Annotated in this window: 15 protein-coding genes; 9 read left to right on the top strand and 6 right to left on the bottom strand. The window is 62.8% G+C overall.

The genetic code is table 11. The features are described 5' to 3' along the window. The first annotated feature begins 558 nt into the window (after positions 1–558). Entirely contained in the window at positions 559–1,935 is a 1,377-nt protein-coding gene (locus JQ624_RS08630; protein WP_212418433.1) for a cation diffusion facilitator family transporter, read from the top strand. Between the two features lie 193 nt (positions 1,936–2,128). Further along, on the top strand, positions 2,129–4,432 hold the full coding sequence (locus tag JQ624_RS08625; RefSeq protein ID WP_212418432.1) for a PAS domain-containing sensor histidine kinase: 2,304 nt from the start codon (positions 2,129–2,131) through the stop codon (positions 4,430–4,432). Between the two features lie 2 nt (positions 4,433–4,434). Here JQ624_RS08625 and JQ624_RS08620 read toward each other — a convergent pair whose 3' ends face one another. The 3 genes from JQ624_RS08620 to JQ624_RS08610 all read right to left on the bottom strand — a co-directional run bounded on the left by JQ624_RS08620 (position 4,435) and on the right by JQ624_RS08610 (position 8,512). Further along, complete coding sequence (locus tag JQ624_RS08620) at positions 4,435–5,325, bottom strand: LysR family transcriptional regulator (RefSeq protein ID WP_212418431.1); 891 nt, start codon at positions 5,323–5,325, stop codon at positions 4,435–4,437. A 363-nt stretch (positions 5,326–5,688) separates the two neighbouring features. Continuing rightward, complete coding sequence (locus JQ624_RS08615) at positions 5,689–7,506, bottom strand: adenylate/guanylate cyclase domain-containing protein (protein ID WP_312014393.1); 1,818 nt, start codon at positions 7,504–7,506, stop codon at positions 5,689–5,691. A 52-nt stretch (positions 7,507–7,558) separates the two neighbouring features. After that, positions 7,559–8,512: an ABC transporter substrate-binding protein gene (locus JQ624_RS08610; protein WP_249129547.1), complete on the bottom strand. Its 954-nt coding sequence runs from the start codon at positions 8,510–8,512 to the stop codon at positions 7,559–7,561. A 298-nt stretch (positions 8,513–8,810) separates the two neighbouring features. Here JQ624_RS08610 and JQ624_RS08605 point away from each other — a divergent pair, with 298 nt between their 5' ends. Further along, positions 8,811–9,659, top strand: coding sequence for a metal-dependent phosphohydrolase (locus tag JQ624_RS08605; RefSeq protein ID WP_212418429.1), 849 nt, complete (start codon positions 8,811–8,813; stop codon positions 9,657–9,659). A gap of 19 nt (positions 9,660–9,678) precedes the next feature. Here the strand turns inward: JQ624_RS08605 and JQ624_RS08600 are convergent, their stop codons facing one another. Beyond that, positions 9,679–11,457 (bottom strand): winged helix-turn-helix domain-containing tetratricopeptide repeat protein, encoded by a 1,779-nt coding sequence (locus JQ624_RS08600; RefSeq protein ID WP_212418428.1) that lies wholly within the window; start codon positions 11,455–11,457, stop codon positions 9,679–9,681. A gap of 61 nt (positions 11,458–11,518) precedes the next feature. Between JQ624_RS08600 and JQ624_RS08595 the strand changes: the two genes are divergently transcribed. The 3 genes from JQ624_RS08595 (at position 11,519) to mddA (ending at position 15,653) form a co-directional block, all read left to right on the top strand. Further along, positions 11,519–14,275, top strand: a complete 2,757-nt coding sequence (locus JQ624_RS08595; RefSeq protein WP_212418427.1) for a calcium-binding protein — start codon at positions 11,519–11,521, stop codon at positions 14,273–14,275. A gap of 293 nt (positions 14,276–14,568) precedes the next feature. Continuing rightward, positions 14,569–14,820 (top strand): hypothetical protein, encoded by a 252-nt coding sequence (locus JQ624_RS08590; protein ID WP_212418426.1) that lies wholly within the window; start codon positions 14,569–14,571, stop codon positions 14,818–14,820. Between the two features lie 53 nt (positions 14,821–14,873). After that, a complete protein-coding gene (gene mddA, locus JQ624_RS08585; RefSeq protein ID WP_212418425.1) occupies positions 14,874–15,653 on the top strand; it encodes a methanethiol S-methyltransferase in 780 nt (259 codons plus the stop codon). A gap of 114 nt (positions 15,654–15,767) precedes the next feature. Here mddA and JQ624_RS08580 read toward each other — a convergent pair whose 3' ends face one another. After that, positions 15,768–16,544 carry a DUF4394 domain-containing protein gene (locus JQ624_RS08580; RefSeq protein WP_212418424.1) on the bottom strand — a complete coding sequence of 259 codons (777 nt, stop codon included), beginning with the start codon at positions 16,542–16,544 and terminating at the stop codon, positions 15,768–15,770. 153 nt (positions 16,545–16,697) lie between these two features. Here JQ624_RS08580 and JQ624_RS08575 point away from each other — a divergent pair, with 153 nt between their 5' ends. From JQ624_RS08575 to JQ624_RS08565, 3 genes are all read left to right on the top strand, one after another. Then, a complete protein-coding gene (locus tag JQ624_RS08575; RefSeq protein ID WP_212418423.1) occupies positions 16,698–17,276 on the top strand; it encodes a sigma-70 family RNA polymerase sigma factor in 579 nt (192 codons plus the stop codon). Continuing rightward, positions 17,273–18,025, top strand: coding sequence for an anti-sigma factor domain-containing protein (locus JQ624_RS08570; RefSeq protein ID WP_212418422.1), 753 nt, complete (start codon positions 17,273–17,275; stop codon positions 18,023–18,025). Before JQ624_RS08575 ends, JQ624_RS08570 begins: the two co-directional genes overlap by 4 nt. Positions 18,026–18,627: 602 nt before the next feature. Then, positions 18,628–18,849 (top strand): hypothetical protein, encoded by a 222-nt coding sequence (locus JQ624_RS08565; RefSeq protein WP_212418421.1) that lies wholly within the window; start codon positions 18,628–18,630, stop codon positions 18,847–18,849. 16 nt (positions 18,850–18,865) lie between these two features. Here the strand turns inward: JQ624_RS08565 and JQ624_RS08560 are convergent, their stop codons facing one another. Then, the gene (locus tag JQ624_RS08560; RefSeq protein ID WP_212418420.1) at positions 18,866–19,072 is read right to left on the bottom strand and encodes a hypothetical protein; all 207 of its coding nucleotides are present in this window, start codon (positions 19,070–19,072) and stop codon (positions 18,866–18,868) included. Positions 19,073–19,091: the final 19 nt, after the last annotated feature.

Genomic DNA, 19,091 nt, shown 5'->3' with positions numbered 1-19,091 from the left:
AGGTTTGCAGGCGCCCAACCGGGCAATGCGGGCCACCAATCCGCCGGCGACGGAGGCAAGAGGAATTCGTCTCCGGGGAGAGCGCGCCATAAGCCGTAAAGCCACTGCGCAGGGAATGCCGGAGTGCTCCAGCTGTACCTGTATGCTCGTGTGCGCTTTCTTCGCACTATTTGCACACGAGACCGCGGGTGCAGCAAGCACCCGGCATTCCCTGCGCCCTCTTCTCGATGGGCGAATGATTTAGCAAACCTCGGGCGTAGCGCGCCGCGAGAACGAACGAGTTTGTTTTGGAGCTTGAAGCAGCATCCCCGCAACTTTCCCGTCATCCTGAGGAGCGCGAAGCGCGTCTCGAAGGACGACGGCCACCGGCCGGGCCGCACATCCTTCGAGGCTCGCTCCGCTCGCACCTCAGGATGACGGAGATGGATTGCTGCGCTCCGCAATGACGGCCTCTTGACTGGGAATAGTTCGCAACATCCCCGCTCCTGCAAGTGAATGGCAATTGCGCCTCCGACGCTCGGCTTTAATGTTACACAACGCCCTGCTAAACCGCCGCCCATGAAGCATCCCCCCTCCCTCAAAACCAACGTCGCGGCGATTTCGATCTTCGCCAGCGCCGGCATGGCTGCGGCGAAATTCGCCGTCGGCATCGCGATCGGCTCTCTCGCGCTGATCTCCGAGGCCCTGCACTCCTCCGTCGACGTGATCGCCACCGTCATCACCTGGCTGGTGGTGCGGGTGTCCGACCAACCGGCCGATGAGGAACATCATTACGGCCACGGCAAGTTCGAGAGCCTGTCGGCGCTGTTTGTCATCGCGCTGCTCTACGTGCTGGCCGGCGGCATCCTGGTCGAATCCTGGAGCCGCCTGCGCGAGGGCGCAGCGCCGCCGACGCTCTCGGCCATCCCCTTCGTGGTGCTGGTGATCGATATCGCGGTCAATTTCTGGCGCGCGCGGGCGCTGCATCGCACGGCGCGCGCGACCCGAAGCCAGGCGCTGGCGGCGGACGCGCTGCATTTCGCCTCCGACGTGCTCGGCTCGATCGCCGTCATCGTCGGGCTCGCGCTGACCGGCCTCGGCTTTGCCTGGGGCGACTCAGTCGCTGCCATTGCGGTTGCCGTGATGATATCGATCCTGGGCCTGCGGCTGGGGCGTTCCACCATCGAAACCCTGCTCGACCGCGCGCCCGAGGGCGTGTCAGAGAAGGCGACCCTTGCGATCCGCTCCGTGCCCGGCGTGGTCGGCGTCAGGCGCGTGCGCGTTCGCATGGTCGGCCCGACGCACTTCATCGATGCCATCGCAAATGTGCCGCGAACCTACCCGATCGACCGCGTCGAGGCGATCAAGAACAAGGCCCAGGCGGCGGTCTCCGAAGCGCTCGGCGACGCCGACCTCACCTTCACCGCGGTGCCGGTCGTGCGCGACAATGAGAGCGTGCGCGAGCGCATCATGGTGATCGCCCGCAATTCCGGCCTCGCCGTCCACCATGTCACCGTGCACGACCTCGGCGGCAAGCTGACGGTCAGCATCGATCTCGAAGTCGACGGCGATATGGAACTCACCGCCGCGCACGACATCGCCCATGGGCTGGAGCACAGCATCCGCGAGGATTTCGGCGAGGACGTCGAGGTCGATACCCACATCGAGCCGCTCGAGCCGGAACTGCCGCACGGCACCGACGCCGCGCCCGAGCGCGTCGAGGTCATCAAGGCCGCGCTGTCGCGCTTTGCCGCCAACGGCGCGATCCATGACATCCACAATGTGCGGGTGCGCGACACCGATGCCGGCGAAATCGTCAACTTCCATTGCCGCGCCGCGCCGTCGATGAGCGTCATCAAGGTGCACGAGAACGTCGACGAGATCGAGCGCGCGCTGCGCCGCGCGTTTCCGACCATCAAGCGCGTGATCAGTCATGCCGAACCGCCGCGTGCGTAGTTTTGCGGGCCCGTTCCCGTTTCGGACTCGCCTTGGCGGCGCCCTATTTCGCGTTGGACAACATTTATTTCGAATTAACGAATCGTTGACTCTCGACAGCCCGGAAAATCTGGATTCAAATCGCTGTGATTCGGAATGACGTGGGGTTCCTTCCGGACAATGTGCAAAAGAGCCTTCGGCGGGGGTCTAAAGCATGGCGCGCGCGCATGCGGCGAACGCGTGTGTCCAATCCGACTCGATCAAGGGATTGGCGCAGTCGATCGCAAAACCTGCCTATCACCGGCTGCTCATCGCAGAGCCGGCGCTTCGTCGCGCCGTGCCGACGCTCATCATTGCCTTCCTCATCACCATCTGCCTCGGCGCCTTCGTGCAGGTGATCGACCAGAGCCGGCAAAAACGCGCCGCGATGAAGCGCGACCTCTCCGCGCTCACCGATCTCCTGGCCGAACGCCTCGACCGCCTCGGCTCTATCCGGCAGGACCGCGCCGCCAATATCGAACGGCTGCAGAGCCTGCTGCCCGAACTGATTCCGGCCTGGGGCGTGGCTAGCGGCCGCCATGTCATCATCACCGGCGTCGATCACCGGATTCTGGCCCGCGTCCCGGTCGAAGGCGGCCTTGGCGACAGCGATCGAATCCTCGACATCATCAGCACCGCGCAACTGCTCACCACTGCCGGTCAGCAGGGCGTCGTCAACGACATGACGCTTCCGAACGGCAATGGCGCGATGGCGATCTCGCGGCTGGTCAAATCGCTGCCGGGCCAGGTCATCGTCATCCAGGAAAAGAACGAGCCGCTGTGGGGTTCCGATGCCGCATTGTCGGTGACGCTGTCGGCCACCACCGGCTTCGTCGTGCTGATCCTCGGCTTCGCCTTCCACTGGCAGTCGACCCGCGCCCGCGAGGGCGATCTCATCAACGACGCCGTGCGCGGCCGGATCGATACCGCACTCAACCGCGGCCGCTGCGGATTGTGGGACTGGGACCTCTCCCGCGGCAGGATCTTCTGGTCGGCGTCGATGTTCACGATGCTCGGCCTCGACTCCCGCAACGACCTCCTCACCTTCGGCGAAGTCAACGCGCTGGTGAAATCCGACGACATCGACCTGTTTGCGATCGCCGACCAGATGATCGCTGGCCAACTCGACCACATCGACCAGACCTTCCGCATGCAGCACATCGACGGCCACTGGATCTGGCTGCGGGTGCGCTGCGAGCTCAGCCAGGACTCGGCCGACGGCGGCTTGCACCTGATCGGTATCGCGGTCGACATCACCGAACAGAAGAGCCTCGCCGAGAAGACCGTGGAGGCCGACCTCAGGCTGCGCGACGCGATCGAGACGATCCCGGAGGCCTTCGTGCTGTGGGACGCGGAAGACCGCCTCGTGCTCTGCAATTCGCATTTCCAGCGCCTGCACAAACTGCCGGATACGGCGGTGACCCCCGGCACGTCATACGAGACCGTGATCGAGGTCGGCAGCATGCCGGAAGTGCGCACCAGGCTGCAGGAGACCGGCGCGCAAGTGCCGGGAGCCCGCACCTTCGAAGCGCAGCTCGACGACGGCAGCTGGCTGCACATCTCCGAACGGCGCACCAAGGACGGCGGCTACGTCTCGGTCGGCACCGACATCACCCGCATCAAGGAGCACGAGCAGAAGCTGATCGAAAACGACACCCGCCTGCGCGCCAACGTGATCGACCTGAAGCGCTCGCAAGCCGAGCTCGCCGACCTCGCCGAGAAATACTCGCAGGAAAAGAATCGCGCCGAGGAAGCCAACCAGGCGAAATCCAAGTTCCTCGCCAATATGAGCCACGAACTGCGCACGCCGCTGAACGCCATCATCGGCTTCTCCGAGATCATGGGCAGCGGCATGTTCGGCGTGCTCGGCTCCGACAAGTATCAGGAGTACTGCCACGACATCCTCACATCAGGGAAATATCTGCTCGAAGTCATCAACGACATCCTCGACATGTCGAAGATCGAAGCCGGCCGCATGAAGCTCGACATGGAGCAGCTCGACCTGTCGAAGATACTGGCGGAGTCGCTGCGCGTGGTCTCAGGGCGCGCCGAGGACAAGCAATTGACGCTCGACGCCGATATCGAAAGCACCATTTCCGTGACGGCCGACCGCCGCGCAGTCAAGCAGATCTTCGTCAATCTGCTGTCCAATGCCGTCAAGTTCACCCCCGACGACGGCAGGATAACCGTGCGCAGCCACGTGCTGCCCAACTCGATCGTGCTCATGATCGCCGATACCGGCATCGGCATCGCGCCTGCCTCGCTGCGGCGGCTGGGCAATCCGTTCGAACAGGTCGAGAGCCAGCTCACCAAGACCTACCAGGGCTCGGGCCTCGGCCTTGCCATCGCGCGGTCGCTGACCAGCCTGCATGGCGGAACGATGCGGCTGCGCTCGAAGCTCGGCACCGGCACCGTGGTGCGCATCACGCTGCCGCGCGACATGCGTTCAATCGAGACAAAGAGCCAGGTCGCCGCCTGACCTCACTCCAGCGTCGGCGCCACTTCGCGGGCGACCTGCACCAGCGCCGCGATCAGGGGCGTCATCGGGTCGCGCTGCGGGATCACCATCCCGACGCTGTAATCGACGACGGGATCGACGATCGGAATGCTGCGGATGGTATCGGCCAAGCCCAGGGTCTCCGCGAGTTTAGCCGGCATCACGCTCGCCCAGCGCCCGGTCTTCACATGCGTATAGAGGACCACAAGCGAGTTCGAGGTCAGCGTCGGCGTGGCCTCGGCCCCGACAGAGGCCAGTGCGCGATCGATGATGCGGCGGTTTTGCATGTCGGGCGTCAAGAGGCACAGCGGCACCTGGCCGACTTCCTTCCAGGTGACCTGCTTGCGATCGCCGAACATGGCGTCGGGCGACGTCAGCAGGCGATAGCTCTCGTTGTAGAGCGGAATGGTGCGCACCTTGCCGATCGGTTCGTTCTCGATATAGGTCAGCCCGGCATCGACCTCGAGATTTTCCAAGAGGCCCAGCACGTCGGCCGACGTGCAGGACTGGATACGAAAGCGCACGTCCGGGTAGCGCGCACGGAACGGCGTCGTCAGCGACGCCACCATGCCGAGCACGGTCGGGATCGCGGCGATCCGGATCTCGCCCGAAAGCTTGTCCTTGAGGCTGTTGATCTCCTGCCGCATCGCGCGGGTGTCGCCGACGATACGCCGCGCCCAGTCGAGCGTGCGTTCGCCCTCCGGCGTAAAGCCCTGGAACCGCGACCCGCGCTGCACCAGCATCACGCCGAGAATTTCCTCGAGCTGCTTGAGGCTGGTCGACATGGTCGGCTGGGTCACGCCGCAGGCCTCCGCGGCCCGTCCGAAATGCCGCTCTTTTGCGAGCGCCAGCAGCAGTTCAAGCTTGTCGATCAAGGAGATGGTCCCAGGAAGCGTGGTGGCAAAGGCGGTCGCCCGATGGCCAGAAATAGCACGGCCCGGCGGCCATCAATACTTCAAAAGCGGCGTCCGGCGGGCCCGATTTCACGGGCAATTCGGTTCTCATATCGCCTCATTTTCCAACCCTATCACCTTGGGGTCCGTCATTGAGGATTTCTTGTAGCCCGGATGAGCGCAGCGATATCCGGGGCCTCTCTAACACCGTCCCGGATATCAACACCGTCCCGGATATCGCCGCGCTCATCCGGGCTTGTGGACTTTTTACCGTCATTGCGAGCTTGCGCGCGAGGGAAAGCGGCGTCCCCTCTCCCCTTGGCTTGAGCCGGGTTGGAACTAAATTCAGCCAGCATCTGTCGGAGACAGCTCCGACGCGATTCTGCCAAATCCCGCCTCAACGCGTCGAACCTCAGCAGGCCGGAGCTGACGGCCGGGATGCGGCAGCGGCCCGACGCTGCGAGCCACCGCAAAAACCTCCAGCGCACGATCGTAGCCCTTGATGGCCCGCTCTCCAACGGACGAAAGGGCAATGCGATCCTTGACATGCCCGGTGACGACCGGGTCCACCAATATCTGCGCGTCCGCCGCCAAATCGCAAAGCCGCGACGCCAGATTGACGACGTTTCCGATGGCCGTGTAGTCGAGGCGCCCGTGCCAGCCGAGCGTTCCGACGGTCGCAGGTCCCATCGCGATACCCACGCCGAAACCAATGGCGCAGTCACGCGCGTTCCAGTAATTGGCAAGGGATTGCACCGCAGCCTGCATGTCGATCGCAAGCCGGATACCGCGCTGCGCCGGGTTTTCGCACGCGACCGGCGCGTTGACGAGGACCATCACGCCGTCGCCGGCGAAGCGGATCAGGGTGGCAGCGTGGCGGGCCGTCACGGTGCCGATCGCTTCATAATATTCCCTCAGCACGGCGATAACGACCTCAGGCTCGGCGCGCGCGGAAAACGCGGTGAAGCCGCGCAGATCGCCGAAAATCGCGACCACCTCGCGTCGCTGTCCGTCCAGCAGCCCCTGGTCGGAGTTTTCGACCAGTTCAGCCACTTCAGGCGCAAGGAATTGCTTCAAACGATTGATGCGCTCGGACTTCTGCTGCGAAGCCGCGAGTTCTTCCGCCATCTGGTTGAATCGGACGGCCAATTGCTCCAGTTCGTCGCGGCTGTGGATCGCGATGCGATGGTCGAACTGTCCCATCCCGATCCGGTCAACGCCATCCTCCAGTTGCCGGATCGGTCCCCACATGCGGCACGCTCGCCAATAGGCGAGGACAAGCGCGAAAACGATTCCGAGGCCGATGAGCATCAGGGAACGCCACAGCGCGGCGCGGATGGATTCAAACGCCTCCAGGACCGGCTGCTCCGCAATCACCGTCCAGCCTACGTTGGGAGCGCGCACCGAGAGCGCAACGACGGGCTTGCCGTCCTCACCAGTTGTTGCAATCGCCGATCCATTCGCGGCGCTGACGACGGCCTTGAGGCGGTCGAAATCCCCTGCCCCGGCACCGCTGCGCAGCACAAGGCTGATGTCCGGATGGGCGATCAGACGCCCCGAGTCGTCCACGACAAGGGCGTGCCCGGTGTCGCCGATCTTGATCGCCGCAATAATATCCCAGATCAGTTTGAGGTTGATGTCGGCAACGACGATGCCGGCGGCCGCACGGTTTCCCGCAACCGCGATCCGCATGTAAGGCTCGGAATCGCGCCGATAATGCACCGGGCCATACCAGACCCGGTTGGCGCGCGCGCCGACAACCGCGGGATCCGCCGACATGTCCGCGCCGCGACCGGTCCTGTTCAGGCTCACGCGGGATACAAAAACCCGTTCGATGCCGGTCGGGTCGACCAGCGAGAGCGAAACAATCGCCGGCACCTGCTGCAGTAAACGCAACCCGTCGATCCTGCGCCGGTCGTCCTCGCCCTGGGTCCAGGGAAACTGCACGACCCAGCCGAGCTGATCGCGAATTCCATCGGTGAAGGCTTGTATCCGGTCGGCCGCCGAGCGGGCCTCGACCTGAAGGAGTTCATTGAGATCGAAGCGGTTGTCGCGAAACGCGAACCAGGCTTCGGTCGCGGAACCAAGCACAAGCGGCGTCACCACTGCGACAAACAGCGTGACGAAGTACTTCATGAACAGGGAGCGGCGCGGACGGGTCACCGACGGAAAATCCGATGGAAAGAGTTTTGAACCAATATGAGATGCGGCGGGGTCATTCGATGACCCGATTGGCGCGGAAAAGAACTGAAGATTTGTCCAGGTCGATGCCGAGCCGTTCAGCCGTCCTGAGATTCACGACCAGTTCGAATTTGGTGGGCTGAAAAACCGGGAGATTGGCGGGCTTTTCGCCGCGCAAGATCCGGTCAGCATAAGTCGCTAGCCAGAAATAGGTCGCCCGCTGGTTCGCGCCGTAGCTCAGAAGTCCGCCGGCGTCGCAATATTCGCCCCAGCCGAACATCGACGGCAGACGATGCGTAATAGCGAAGTCGGCAATTTTGGCTCGATGCACCATCGTGAGGACGTCCGGAAAGACGAGTAAGGCGTCCGCACGCGCCTCTCCTGCCAATCCAAGCGCGCTGTCCAATTCGTTTGCGCCGGAGAAGGGCACGTAGTGCGGCACGACACCCAGCTTTTCGGCAGCCTCCGTCGTCGCATGCCACTCCGATTGTTCGCCCGGATGGTTGGCATTCGACAGAACGGCAAGCTTGCGCAGGTTGGGGAGGACTTCCTTCAATAGCTCGACCCTTTTGCCCGCCAGCTCCAGCGACAGGAAGGTCGAGCCGGTGAAGTTACCGCCCGGCTGCCCGAGGCTCCTGACGAGGCCCAACTCCACGGGGTCGCCGCTCAGCGCGAACAGGACCGGAACTTCCGCCACCTCCGTCATCGCGCGCGTCGCCGGCCCGCTCGATACGGCCAGGTCGACCCGGCCGCGCCTGAGTTCGGACGCCACCTCGCGCAGCGCCTGTGGATTGCCGATCGCATAGTGCAATTCAAGGACGATATTTTTTCCCTCGACATAGCCCCGCGCCCGCAATCCCTCCCGGAAGCCGTCCAGGAACGGATCGGGCTGGGACTGCGTGGAGAGCCAGTAGATGCGATAAACGCGCGTCGAATCGTGAGCGAATGCGGCGACCGGCCACGCCATCGCTCCACCCACAAGCGCCATGAATTCTCGTCGTTCCATGCCAGCGAATATGGCCCGGACCGGCTTGCCGTGCTTAGAGCCCGTATTCAGATAATCTGAAGATAATCTTGATTTTGGCTTTTAGGCCGTCCGGTCGCGGCCAGCGCCGTTCTACCAAGAATACGTCACGACAGCTGACCCACCGTCAAATCCGCCTTGCGTAGTCACTTGCGCGGCGCGATCAGAGCGATATCCGGCCCGGCCTACCCGCGCGCGGCGTGCTATCGTGCGGCGCCGGTGCACCAATCGCCGACGTCCCACAACTGAGTTGGGGGTTCTCATGATCACAATCCCGGAACTGGTGGCGCAAGCTTTGGGATCGTTTCTGGCTTCGGATACCAGGAGCAGGTTCGGCTCCTCCCAAGCCCGGCTGGCTGAATATCTCCCCTATGCAGCCAGGCTCACATTGGAATGCATCGGCAACAGCGACGCCCTGTATCACAACATCGAACACACCATGCTCGTGACCCTTGCCGGCCACGACATCCTCATGGGCCGGACGATGCTGCGGACAACGACACCGGACGATTACACCAATTTCATCCTGGCGTGCCTCACCCACGACATCGGATACGTTCGCGGGATTGTCCAGGGAGATGACGGGGATTCCTATGTCGCAGATCTCAGCGGCCGGACCGTTCGTCTGGCGCGAGGTTCATCCGATGCCGCGCTGGCACCCTACCATGTGGACCGCTCGAAACTGTTCGTCTTCGAGCGCCTCGACGCTACCGAAGAAGTTGATGCGAGCCGGATCGCCAGGGCCATCGAGTATACGCGATTTCCCTATGTTGCTTCATCGTCGAACGACGAACTGAACGAGGAAGATGGCCTGCTGCTACGCGCAGCCGACCTCATCGGGCAACTCGGCGACCCCAACTACCTGAAAAAATCAAATGCCCTGTTCTACGAATTCGAAGAAGTCGGCATGAACAAAACGCTCGGCTACGAGACGCCGGCAGATGTCGTTTACAAATATCCGCAGTTCTACTGGAACAACGTCGCACCGCAAATTCAAACGGCAATACGCTATCTCAATGTCACGTCGAGTGGACGGCAATGGATCGCAAACCTGCACAGCAATGTTTTCCGGGCCGAGCGTGAAATGAACTTGTCCGGTCCGCAGCCGTGATCACGAGGCGGTAGTTGAGCTAGGCGTTTGCAATACCGGCTACACGCAATCCTTCGACGAACCGATCAATGAAGCCCACGTCATTGCAGAAGAAGAACTCCTGTCGCGCCGTTTCAATGTTGTAGTTCGGCTTGCGTTGCAGCAGTTCCGCGGCCGCCGTTTCCGCCTGCGCCCGATCGCCGAGAAGGCCAAGCGACGCCGCAAGTGACGCGAACGCCTGATATGTGACATTGGGTTGCCGTGTCGCCCGCCTCGCGAATTCGACCGCTATGTCATACTCACCCAGGGAAAAGTGCGCCCAGGAGCGGACATGGTGGAAAGCAGAAATATGGCTGTCGCGCGGGCTCAGCATGATCGCCCGATCGAGCAGCGTTTCCGCCTCGATCTCACGTCCATACCAGAGTAAATTGAAGCCTTGGGCGAAATAGGCCTGCGCAAAGCTTGGGTTGAGCTCGAGGGATACGTCGAGAGCCGCCAGCGCCTCGTCGTTCTGATGGGTCAGGCACAAGGCGCGTCCGAGCGCGCAGTGGCAAAAACAATCGAGCTCGTCGAGCGCCACCGCATGGCGCCCCTGGCGCAACGCGGTTTCCAGCCGCGCCGCGCGATCTTTCGGCTCGTCAATGAAGGCGCGTTGCAGATTGACGTAGCTGAGCGCGCCATGGCCGCGCGCAAAACTCGGATCGGCCGCAATCGCCCGCTGAAAATAGGTTTCGGCCGAGTCAAATCCCGGCGTGGTGAAGCGCCAAAGATTCCATAGACCGCGCTGGTAGCAATCCCAGGCGTCCAGGCTTTCCGGCGCCTTGCGGGTGGCGAGCTGCTGCTCGACCTTCGACAGCTCGGGCTCGATGGTTGCAGCGATCTGGCGAGCCATCTCCTCCTGGATATCGAAGATATACTCCAGCTGCAGGTCGTATTTATCGGCCCACAATTGCTTTCCATCCGCCGCGCGGACGAGTTCTGCGGTGATCCGCACGGTATCGCGGCTCTTGCGAACGCTGCCGACCATTACATACCGGACGCCGAGCAGTTCCCCGACCTCGCGGGCATCGATCACCCGCCCCTGGAATCCGACGGTCGAGTGCCGCGAGATCACCGAAAGCCACCGGTAGCGCGCAAGAAGACGGATGATGTCCTCGGTCAGCCCATAGCTGAAATAGTCGTTCTCCGGATCGCCGGACATGTTCCCGAACGGCAGCACCGCGATGGACGATCGTGTATTGGCCTCGGCCTTCACGGATTCCGAGACGATGTCACCTAGCCGGGATACTTCGGCCGACACCAAGACGCGGGCGGGAGCGTCGGCCGGCGCAGCACGATCCTCCGGAACCAGCGGGGCCGCCTCCGCGCCGGCTTCCGGCGCGCTGATGGCCTGAACGTCGCCGACGAAACGAAATCCCCGCTTGTGCAGCGTCCGAATAAAGAGCTGGTCGGTTCCGTTGTCACCAAGCGCGCGGCGGGCGCCATTGATACGGCTGGAGAGCGCGGCCTCCGAGATGATCCGGCCATTCCAGATCGTCTCGATCAGTTCATCCTTGCTGACGATGCGGTCATTGTTACGCACCAGGTGAACGATGAGATCGAACACTTGGGGCTCGATGTGGACGGACTCGCCAAGTCGACGCAGCTCTTGCTGGCTGAGGTCTAACTCGAACTCGGCGAATCGGTACTGCATTACCACCCCTACTGATGTAATGCGATGCGCGCCCTCGCAACCACCAGAGAAAGTCAATGAAACATATTGAGCAAAAACAAGCGCTTCAAGAAGGAAAAACCAAGGTCTTCTGAAGAACTCCGCCAAGCTTGGACGCGTGCCTCAGTCTACAGACGGGTCAACCACCGTTCAACGGAGAAGACCTACCATGGCCATTGTCAGCTCATTTAATCCGCGTGCAGGCATCCTGACGACATTCGGCGACAGCCTCGATAATACGCTCACGATTAGCCGCAACGCCGCCGGTGAGTTGCTCGTCAACAACGGCGCGGTCGCCATTGTTGGCGGCACGCCGACTGTTGCCAACACCAGTCTCATTCAGGTGTTCGGCCAGGGCGGCGACGACGTCATCACGCTCAATGAGTCGCAGGGCGCGCTTCCGCGCGCCAACCTTTTCGGCGGCGCCGGCAACGACACCATCACCGGTGGGTCCGGCGGCGACATGCTATTCGGACAGAGCGGCAACGACACGCTGCTCGGCAAAGGCGGCAACGACCTGCTTTTCGGCGGGGCTGGAAACGACACGCTCACCGGCGGCGACGGCAACGACCAGGTCTTCGGCGAGGCCGGCGACGACCGCATGATCTGGAACCCGGGCGATGACAGCGACCTGTTCGAGGGCGGCAGCGGCATCGACACCGCGGAGGTCAACGGCGGCAACGGCAACGAGGTCTTCACCGCCACTGCGGACGGCACCCGCGTGCGCTTTGATCGTCTCGATCCTGCGCCCTTCGCACTCGATATCGGCACGACCGAGAACCTCGTCGTCAACATGAATGGTGGTGACGACTTTTTCAGCGCAACCGGAAATCTCGCAGCCCTGATCTCGGTCACCGTCGACGGTGGGGCCGGCAACGACACGATTCTCGGCAGCAACGGCGCCGACCTGCTCCTCGGCGGTGACGGCAACGATTTCATCGACGGCCAGCAGGGCAACGATACCGCCTTCCTGGGTGCCGGAAACGACGTGTTCCAGTGGGATCCGGGCGACGGCAACGACACGGTCGAGGGTCAGGACGGCACCGACGAAATGCTGTTCAACGGCAGCGCCGCTGCCGAAATCTTCACGGTCTCGGCGAACGGTGGGCGGGCGCTGCTCACCCGCAACCTCGGCAACATCGTCATGGACCTCAACGATGTCGAGAAGATCACGGTCAACGCGCTCGGCAACACCGACGCGATCACCGTCAACGATCTCAGCGGCACCGACGTGACGGAAGTGAACGTCAACCTCGCCAGCACGATCGGCGGCTCGGCCGGCGATTCCCAGGCCGACACCGTCATCGTCAACGCCACCAACGGTAGCGACGTTATCGACATTGTCGGCGCGGGCACGAGCGTTTCCGTGCTTGGCCTTGCGGCCCGGGTGAACGTGGCCAATGCCGGGGGTGCCCTGGATCGGCTCACCGTGCAGGGTCTGGGCGGTGACGACATGATTTCGGCATCGACCCTCGCCGCAGGCGTTATTGGGGTCACGCTCGACGGCGGCGAAGGCGACGACACCTTGCTCGGCAGCCGCGGGGCGGACCTCCTCCTCGGCGGTGACGGCCATGATTTTGTCGACGGCCAGCAGGGTAACGACGTGGCGCTCCTCGGCGCCGGCGATGACGTCTTCCAGTGGGACCCGGGCGACGGCTCGGACACGGTCGAGGGTCAGGCGGGCGTCGATACGCTGCTGTTCAACGGCGCCAACGTGAGCGAGAACATCAACATCTCGGCCAACGGCGAGCGCGCCAACTTCTCCCGCGACATCGCCAACGTCACGATGGACCTCAACGGCGTCGAGACGATCGAATTTAACGCGCTCGGAGGCGCCGATAACGTCGTCGTCGGCGACATGAGCGGGACCGACGTGACGAAGGTCATCGTCGATCTGACCGGGCCGGCCGGCGGCGGCGACGGCCAGGCAGACCGGGTAGCGGTCAGCGGGACCGCTGGCGACGACGTCATCACGGTGGACGACCCCGGGCCAGAAATCGTCGTCACTGGCCTCGCGGCTGAAACCCGCATCCAAAACGCCGAAGGCAGTCTTGACAAGCTCGTCGTCGACGGCGGGGCCGGCGCGGACGTCATTGACGCTAGCAGCCTTGCCGCCGACAAGATCGGCCTCGAGCTCCGGGGCGGGCTGGGCGCCGATGTGTTCATCGGTAGCCAGGGCGACGACCTCGTCGTTGGCGGCGACGGCAATGACCTTGCCTTCATGGGCGCGGGCAACGACACCTTCGTCTGGAACCCTGGCGACGACAACGACACCGTAGAAGGTCAGGCCGGCTTCGACACGCTGCTGTTCAACGGCGCCAACGTGAGCGAGAACATCGACATCTCGGCCAATGGCGAGCGCGCCAACTTCTCCCGCGACATCGCCAACGTCACGATGGATCTCAACGGTGTCGAGAAGATCACCTTCAATGCGCTGGGCGGCGCCGACACCATCACGGTCAACGACATGTCCGGAACCGACGTGACGGAGGTGAACATCAACCTCGCCAGCACGATCGGCGGCTCGGCCGGCGACGGTCAGATCGACACGATCATCATCAATGCCACGAACGGCGACGACGTGGTCTTGGTCATGGGTGCCGACGGCACCCTCTCGGTGCTCGGTCTCTCCGCGAAGGTGGACATATTCAACTTCGAGGCGAACGACCGACTCATAATCAATGGACTCGATGGCAGCGACGTCATCGAGGTGTCGGGGCTCCAGGCAGACATCATCCAGTTTACCGCCAATGGCGGCGACGGTGACGACATCCTGATCGGCAGCGCCGGCAACGACACCCTGCTCGGCGGCGCAGGAGACGACGTGCTAATCGGCGGTGACGGGCTGGACATCCTCGACGGCGGCCCCGGCGATAACGTTGTGATCCAGAGCCTGTTGGCTCAACAGACCGAGCTTCTTCTATAACGACGCAGCCGCCTCCCGACGAACTTCGGGGCGGAACAGAAGTGGAGCATGCAGGCCACGTGGCCAACGTCCGCGGCCTTGACGTTTATCTGCTCAACGAGGTGAAGCAGACGTACTGCGATCGGCCATGTCGGGCTGACCCAAGCGGGAGATCAATTGTTATAGCGCTTCCCAAACAGCGGATCGCCAAGGCGCAGTTTTGGATCCAGGCACGTCGACTCCAGATCAGCGTTCCGGCCTTTAGAAGGACGAAGGCGCTGCCTCGCGGGAACTTTGAGGAAATACCAATGACCATGTTCACCACCATCCAGCCAGCGACGATACCGACCGTGCGGAGGGTCGCGATTGTCCTACTCGTGCGCCTGAAGCGCTTTCTCAACGGCTGGGTCGCCGCCGCCATCGCCTGCCGCGAACGTCACACAGCCTTGTTGGCGCAGCCGCGGCTTGTTGATGATCGCGAATTGAAGAACTTGCGCATCTACCGCGGCCCGATCGATGAAGCTTTCGAAAAAGCAGCGCGGCTGTGCAAGCGGCGCCTCAAGTAACGGCTGAACAACCGATTGCCAGACATCACCATTCAAACGCAAGGAGGTAGAAAATGTCGATTACCATGCACACCGGACCGAACAGTCCTGCGACCGTTAGTTCTTTCGCGACGAGATTGCTCACGCTCTGCTACGGCGGCCTCGCCTATCTGATTTTCTTCGGCACGTTCCTCTACGCGGTCGGCTTCGTCTCGGGATATGTCGTACCCAAGACCGTCAATACCGGTTCGACGTCCTCGCTGTCGACGGCCTTGCTGGTCAATTTGGTGGTGATGTCGATCTTCGCCGTGCAGCACAGCGGCATGGCACGGCAGGGCTTCAAGAAGCTGTTCACGCGCTTCGCGTCGCCTGCAATCGAACGCTCGACCTATGTGCTGCTGGCGAGTCTCTCGCTGATATTGCTATACTGGCAGTGGCAGCCGATGCCGACGCTGGTCTGGAACATCGACAATCCCGCTCTCGCCGGCCTGGTGACCGCGGGCGGCTTCCTGGGCTGGCTCATAGTGCTCTACAGCACGTTCCTGATCAGCCATTTCGAGCTGTTCGGATTGACTCAGGTGGTCACGCATTTTGCCGGGCGCGTGGCTGAACCCATGAAGTTCAAGACGCCGGGCCTGTATCGCCTGATCCGGCACCCGATCTATCTCGGCTTCATCATCGCCTTCTGGTCGACGCCGACGATGACGCTTGGTCATTTGCTGTTCGCTGCGGTGACGACGGCCTACATTTTCGTCGGCATCTATCTCGAAGAACGCGATCTGGTGTCGATGTTCGGTAATGAATACCGTCGCTACCGTGAAAAGGTGGCGATGCTGGTGCCGGGCTTTTTCTGAAAACAACGACCAAACGTGCACGACGCGCTCGTCAGGACAAACCTGACGGGCGCGTTCCGCTGCGGAACATGGCGATAAGCGACGATCCAGCCGTCCGGAGATTGCAGCGGGCGGCTACATCCCCATGATGGCGATGTCCTTCACCGTGCCGCTGACACCGGCGATCTTAGCAGCCTCGGTCGCCTTTCCGGTAGCGAGGTCGATGCTGTAGAGCGTGCCGTCCGCCATCAGCCAGGCTTCGTTCTTGCCGGCGCCATCGGACCAGATGTCGAATGCGACGTTATCCGCCTTGATCCCGAGCTTGCCGATCGCGCCGAGCACGCCGTCATTCGGCGGCGCCTGTTTGATCAATCCGCCGATGGTGCCGTCGATATTGAACAGCGCCGTCTCCTTTGCGCCCTTCACCGAATTGGTATAGGCGCCGGCGACGATGTTCGGCTTTTCACCCTTGTGCATGTCGCCGTCGGCAAACTTGTGGTCACCGTCCTTGGTCACCTTGCCGTCATCGACATTCGCCCGCAGGTTCATTCCGTCGGCGCCCATCACACGCAAGCGGTCCGCTACCGGATTGAAATCCACCGTCGCGGCCACGCCCTTGGCAAGCATGGTGTCGAGCTTCGACTTCATCGTGGCCTTGCCGTCCATCGCGATAGTCACAATGCTGCCATCGTCGACCAGTCCATAGAGCATGCCGTCGGCCGGACGGACGTCGATGCCGACCAGCGCACCGGAAATGCCGGTCACCTTGACGGACCCGGTCGCCTTCTTCTGCGCGGTATCGACCATCGCAATGGTGTCGCCGCCGATCAGGGCCGCGACCTGTGCGGCGTTGGCGGCTGCGGATGACAGCAATAATGCGGCCGAAGCGGCGAAAATCGAACGATAGTTCATCGGTGAGCTCCCTGTGTTGCTATGATCCTCTCGGGATCAACACAGCGGGTACCGGCGGGGCGGCGAAACGGATGCAGCACACTGAAAATAATTCTCGGCACATGCATCCAAATGCCGCACCGCGAGGTAGAACAACTATGCAAGGGCATAGACATGACCGGAATTGGGACGATCACCACCAGCCTGCAGGCTCCCGCCCTGCTCGATCGGGAGCGCGAGGCGCAGCTTGCCGCGGCCGTGGCGCGGTGCGCGGCCGGCGACCGCACCGCATTGCGCGTGATCTACGACAGCGAGGCGCCGCGCATGGTCGGCATCGCACGCCGCATCCTGTTTCGGAAGGACCTTGCGGAAGAGGCGGTGCACGACGCCTTTATCCGGATCTGGCGCGGCGCGGCTGGCTTCGATCCGCGCCGCGGCAGCGCGCGCGGCTGGCTCTATGCGGTGGTGCGCAACCGCGCGCTGAGCATTCATCGCGATGAGCACCGCTATGAAGCATCAGATGAAAGCGTCCAGGATGTCGACTGCGAGGCCACCCTGTCGCGGATGCCGGAGACCAGCGCGCTGCGCCGGTGCCTCGAGCAGATCGACCGCCCCCGCCGCGACGTGGTGGTGCTCGCCTATGTTCACGGCATGAGCCACGGCGAATTGGCGGGACGGCTCAAGGTTCCACTCGGCACGGTCAAAAGCTGGGTACGGCGCAGCCTCTTTGCGTTGCAGGAGTGCATGGGATGAACCCGCACGACGCCGATAACGCCATGGCCGCCGACTACGTGATGGGCCTGCTGGACAACGCGGAGCAGGCCGCCGCCGAACGGCGCATCGCAACCGACCCATCGTTTGCTCAGGCTGTCAGCGCGTGGCGGGAACGGCTTGCGGACCTCGATCTCACGGCGGAGGAAACCCCACCGGGCCCGGCGCTTTGGCAGCGCATCGCGGATGCAACCAAAGTCGCGCCGATCGACGCCCTGCCCTCTGCACGCGCCGCGCTGCGTGGCACCACGCTGTGGGACAACATCCGGTTCTGGCGTGGCCTCGGTATCGGCGGCGCCTTCGCTGCAGCGCTTTTTGCAACGATCATGATCGGTGCGCTGGCGACGTCGCGCCAGCTGCGTCACGACATGCTCGCACTCGCCCAGCGCAAGCCGATTTACGTCGCCGTGCTGGTGAACGACACCACCAAAGAGGCAGGCGCCATCGTCAACGCGTTTTCGAACGGCCGGGTCGAGCTGATACCGTTGCGGCCGATCGAGGTTCCCGCCGGCCGCACGCTGCAGGTCTGGACCTTGTGGGATCGCGCGGTCGGCCCGAAATCGATCGGCGTCACCGGCCAGTCGCGCACGCTGCAGCTCGACCTGGAGGCACTGCCGGAAACCGTGCAGGATCAACTGTTCGAGATCACGCTGGAGCCGGAAGGCGGCTCACCCATCGGACGGCCGACCGGCCCGATCCTGTTCAAGGGCAACGCGGCACGGGCGTTATAGTCGCCCTAGAGGGAAAGTTGCTGGCCGTCCGGTTTCAGCACCAGCCCTTCTTCCAGTGACCGGGCGGGCAGCCACGCCCGCGCCAGCCGACCTTCCGGCCACGACTCCAACCAAACGGACGATAGCCGTGCCCGCGGCCCCAACCATGCCCGCGGCCGTGCCCACCGTGCCCACCCTTCACCTCAATCAGATCGGCCTTGACCAGAGAACCATGGATCATCGCATGGCCTGCGGGCAGCGCCATGGCCGGCGGGGACACGAAAGCAATTGGCATTGTGAGTGCGATTCCGAATAGTAGTTTGCGCATGGCGCCATCGGCTCCAAAGTTGAACGAGGCGACGTTAGAGCAGGAAAAAGTGGCAATAGTTCCACGCGATTGGGACGGACTTCTAGAAGCGCCGGGCGGCGCCGGCCGAGCGCAAGCATCAATCTGCCCGCGGCTTTTTTTGCATCCAGAACCAAAATGCTGGGAACGAGGCCGGTCCTCTTGCGTTGCAGATGTGAGCAGGTAGCTCAGGAAGGAGAAATCCAACCGGAAATATCAGCTCAAAGCCCCGTCAGTTATTGCGATAGCTGGCGGGGTTTTGTTTTGGGAGGGGTTCGTGCCTTACGCGCTTTTCGATGGCGACAGGCAGATCGGCCCTAGCCTGCCGACCGAAGCGGAGGTCTGGAAGCAAGCTCTCGACTCCGGCATGATTTCCGATGTACCGGTTGCCGACGAAGCAGGCGGACCGGTTCTGCCCGCGGGCTATCGCATGAAGGAAACTAAGGAAGAGTGTTGCGCGCCGGATCCGGCTTGGAAGCTTCCGCGCGAAATTTCCTGACGCCCTCGCCGGCGTCTCATGCAGCGCCACAGGCCTGCCTGACAAAGCTCAGGCCGCTCACGGTCAGCCGTTCGTCGCTGGTTTCGCCTTCGGCCACAAGCCCTTCAAGGTGGTTTTCCAGTTCCGGCAGCTTGCGGTCGAAGTCGGCGCCAAGGCCCATTAGTTGGCACGTTTTCCTGATGCGCTCGATGGGTTTGTCGAAGATGTTGATCTCGGTATGCATCCCAGCCTCCTCATGCCGC

The organism is Bradyrhizobium sp. AUGA SZCCT0283 (genome assembly GCF_018130385.1).
Lineage (GTDB): Bacteria > Pseudomonadota > Alphaproteobacteria > Rhizobiales > Xanthobacteraceae > Bradyrhizobium.
Note: the sequence above shows the minus strand (reverse complement) of the source record. Positions and strands in the feature narration are given on the sequence as shown.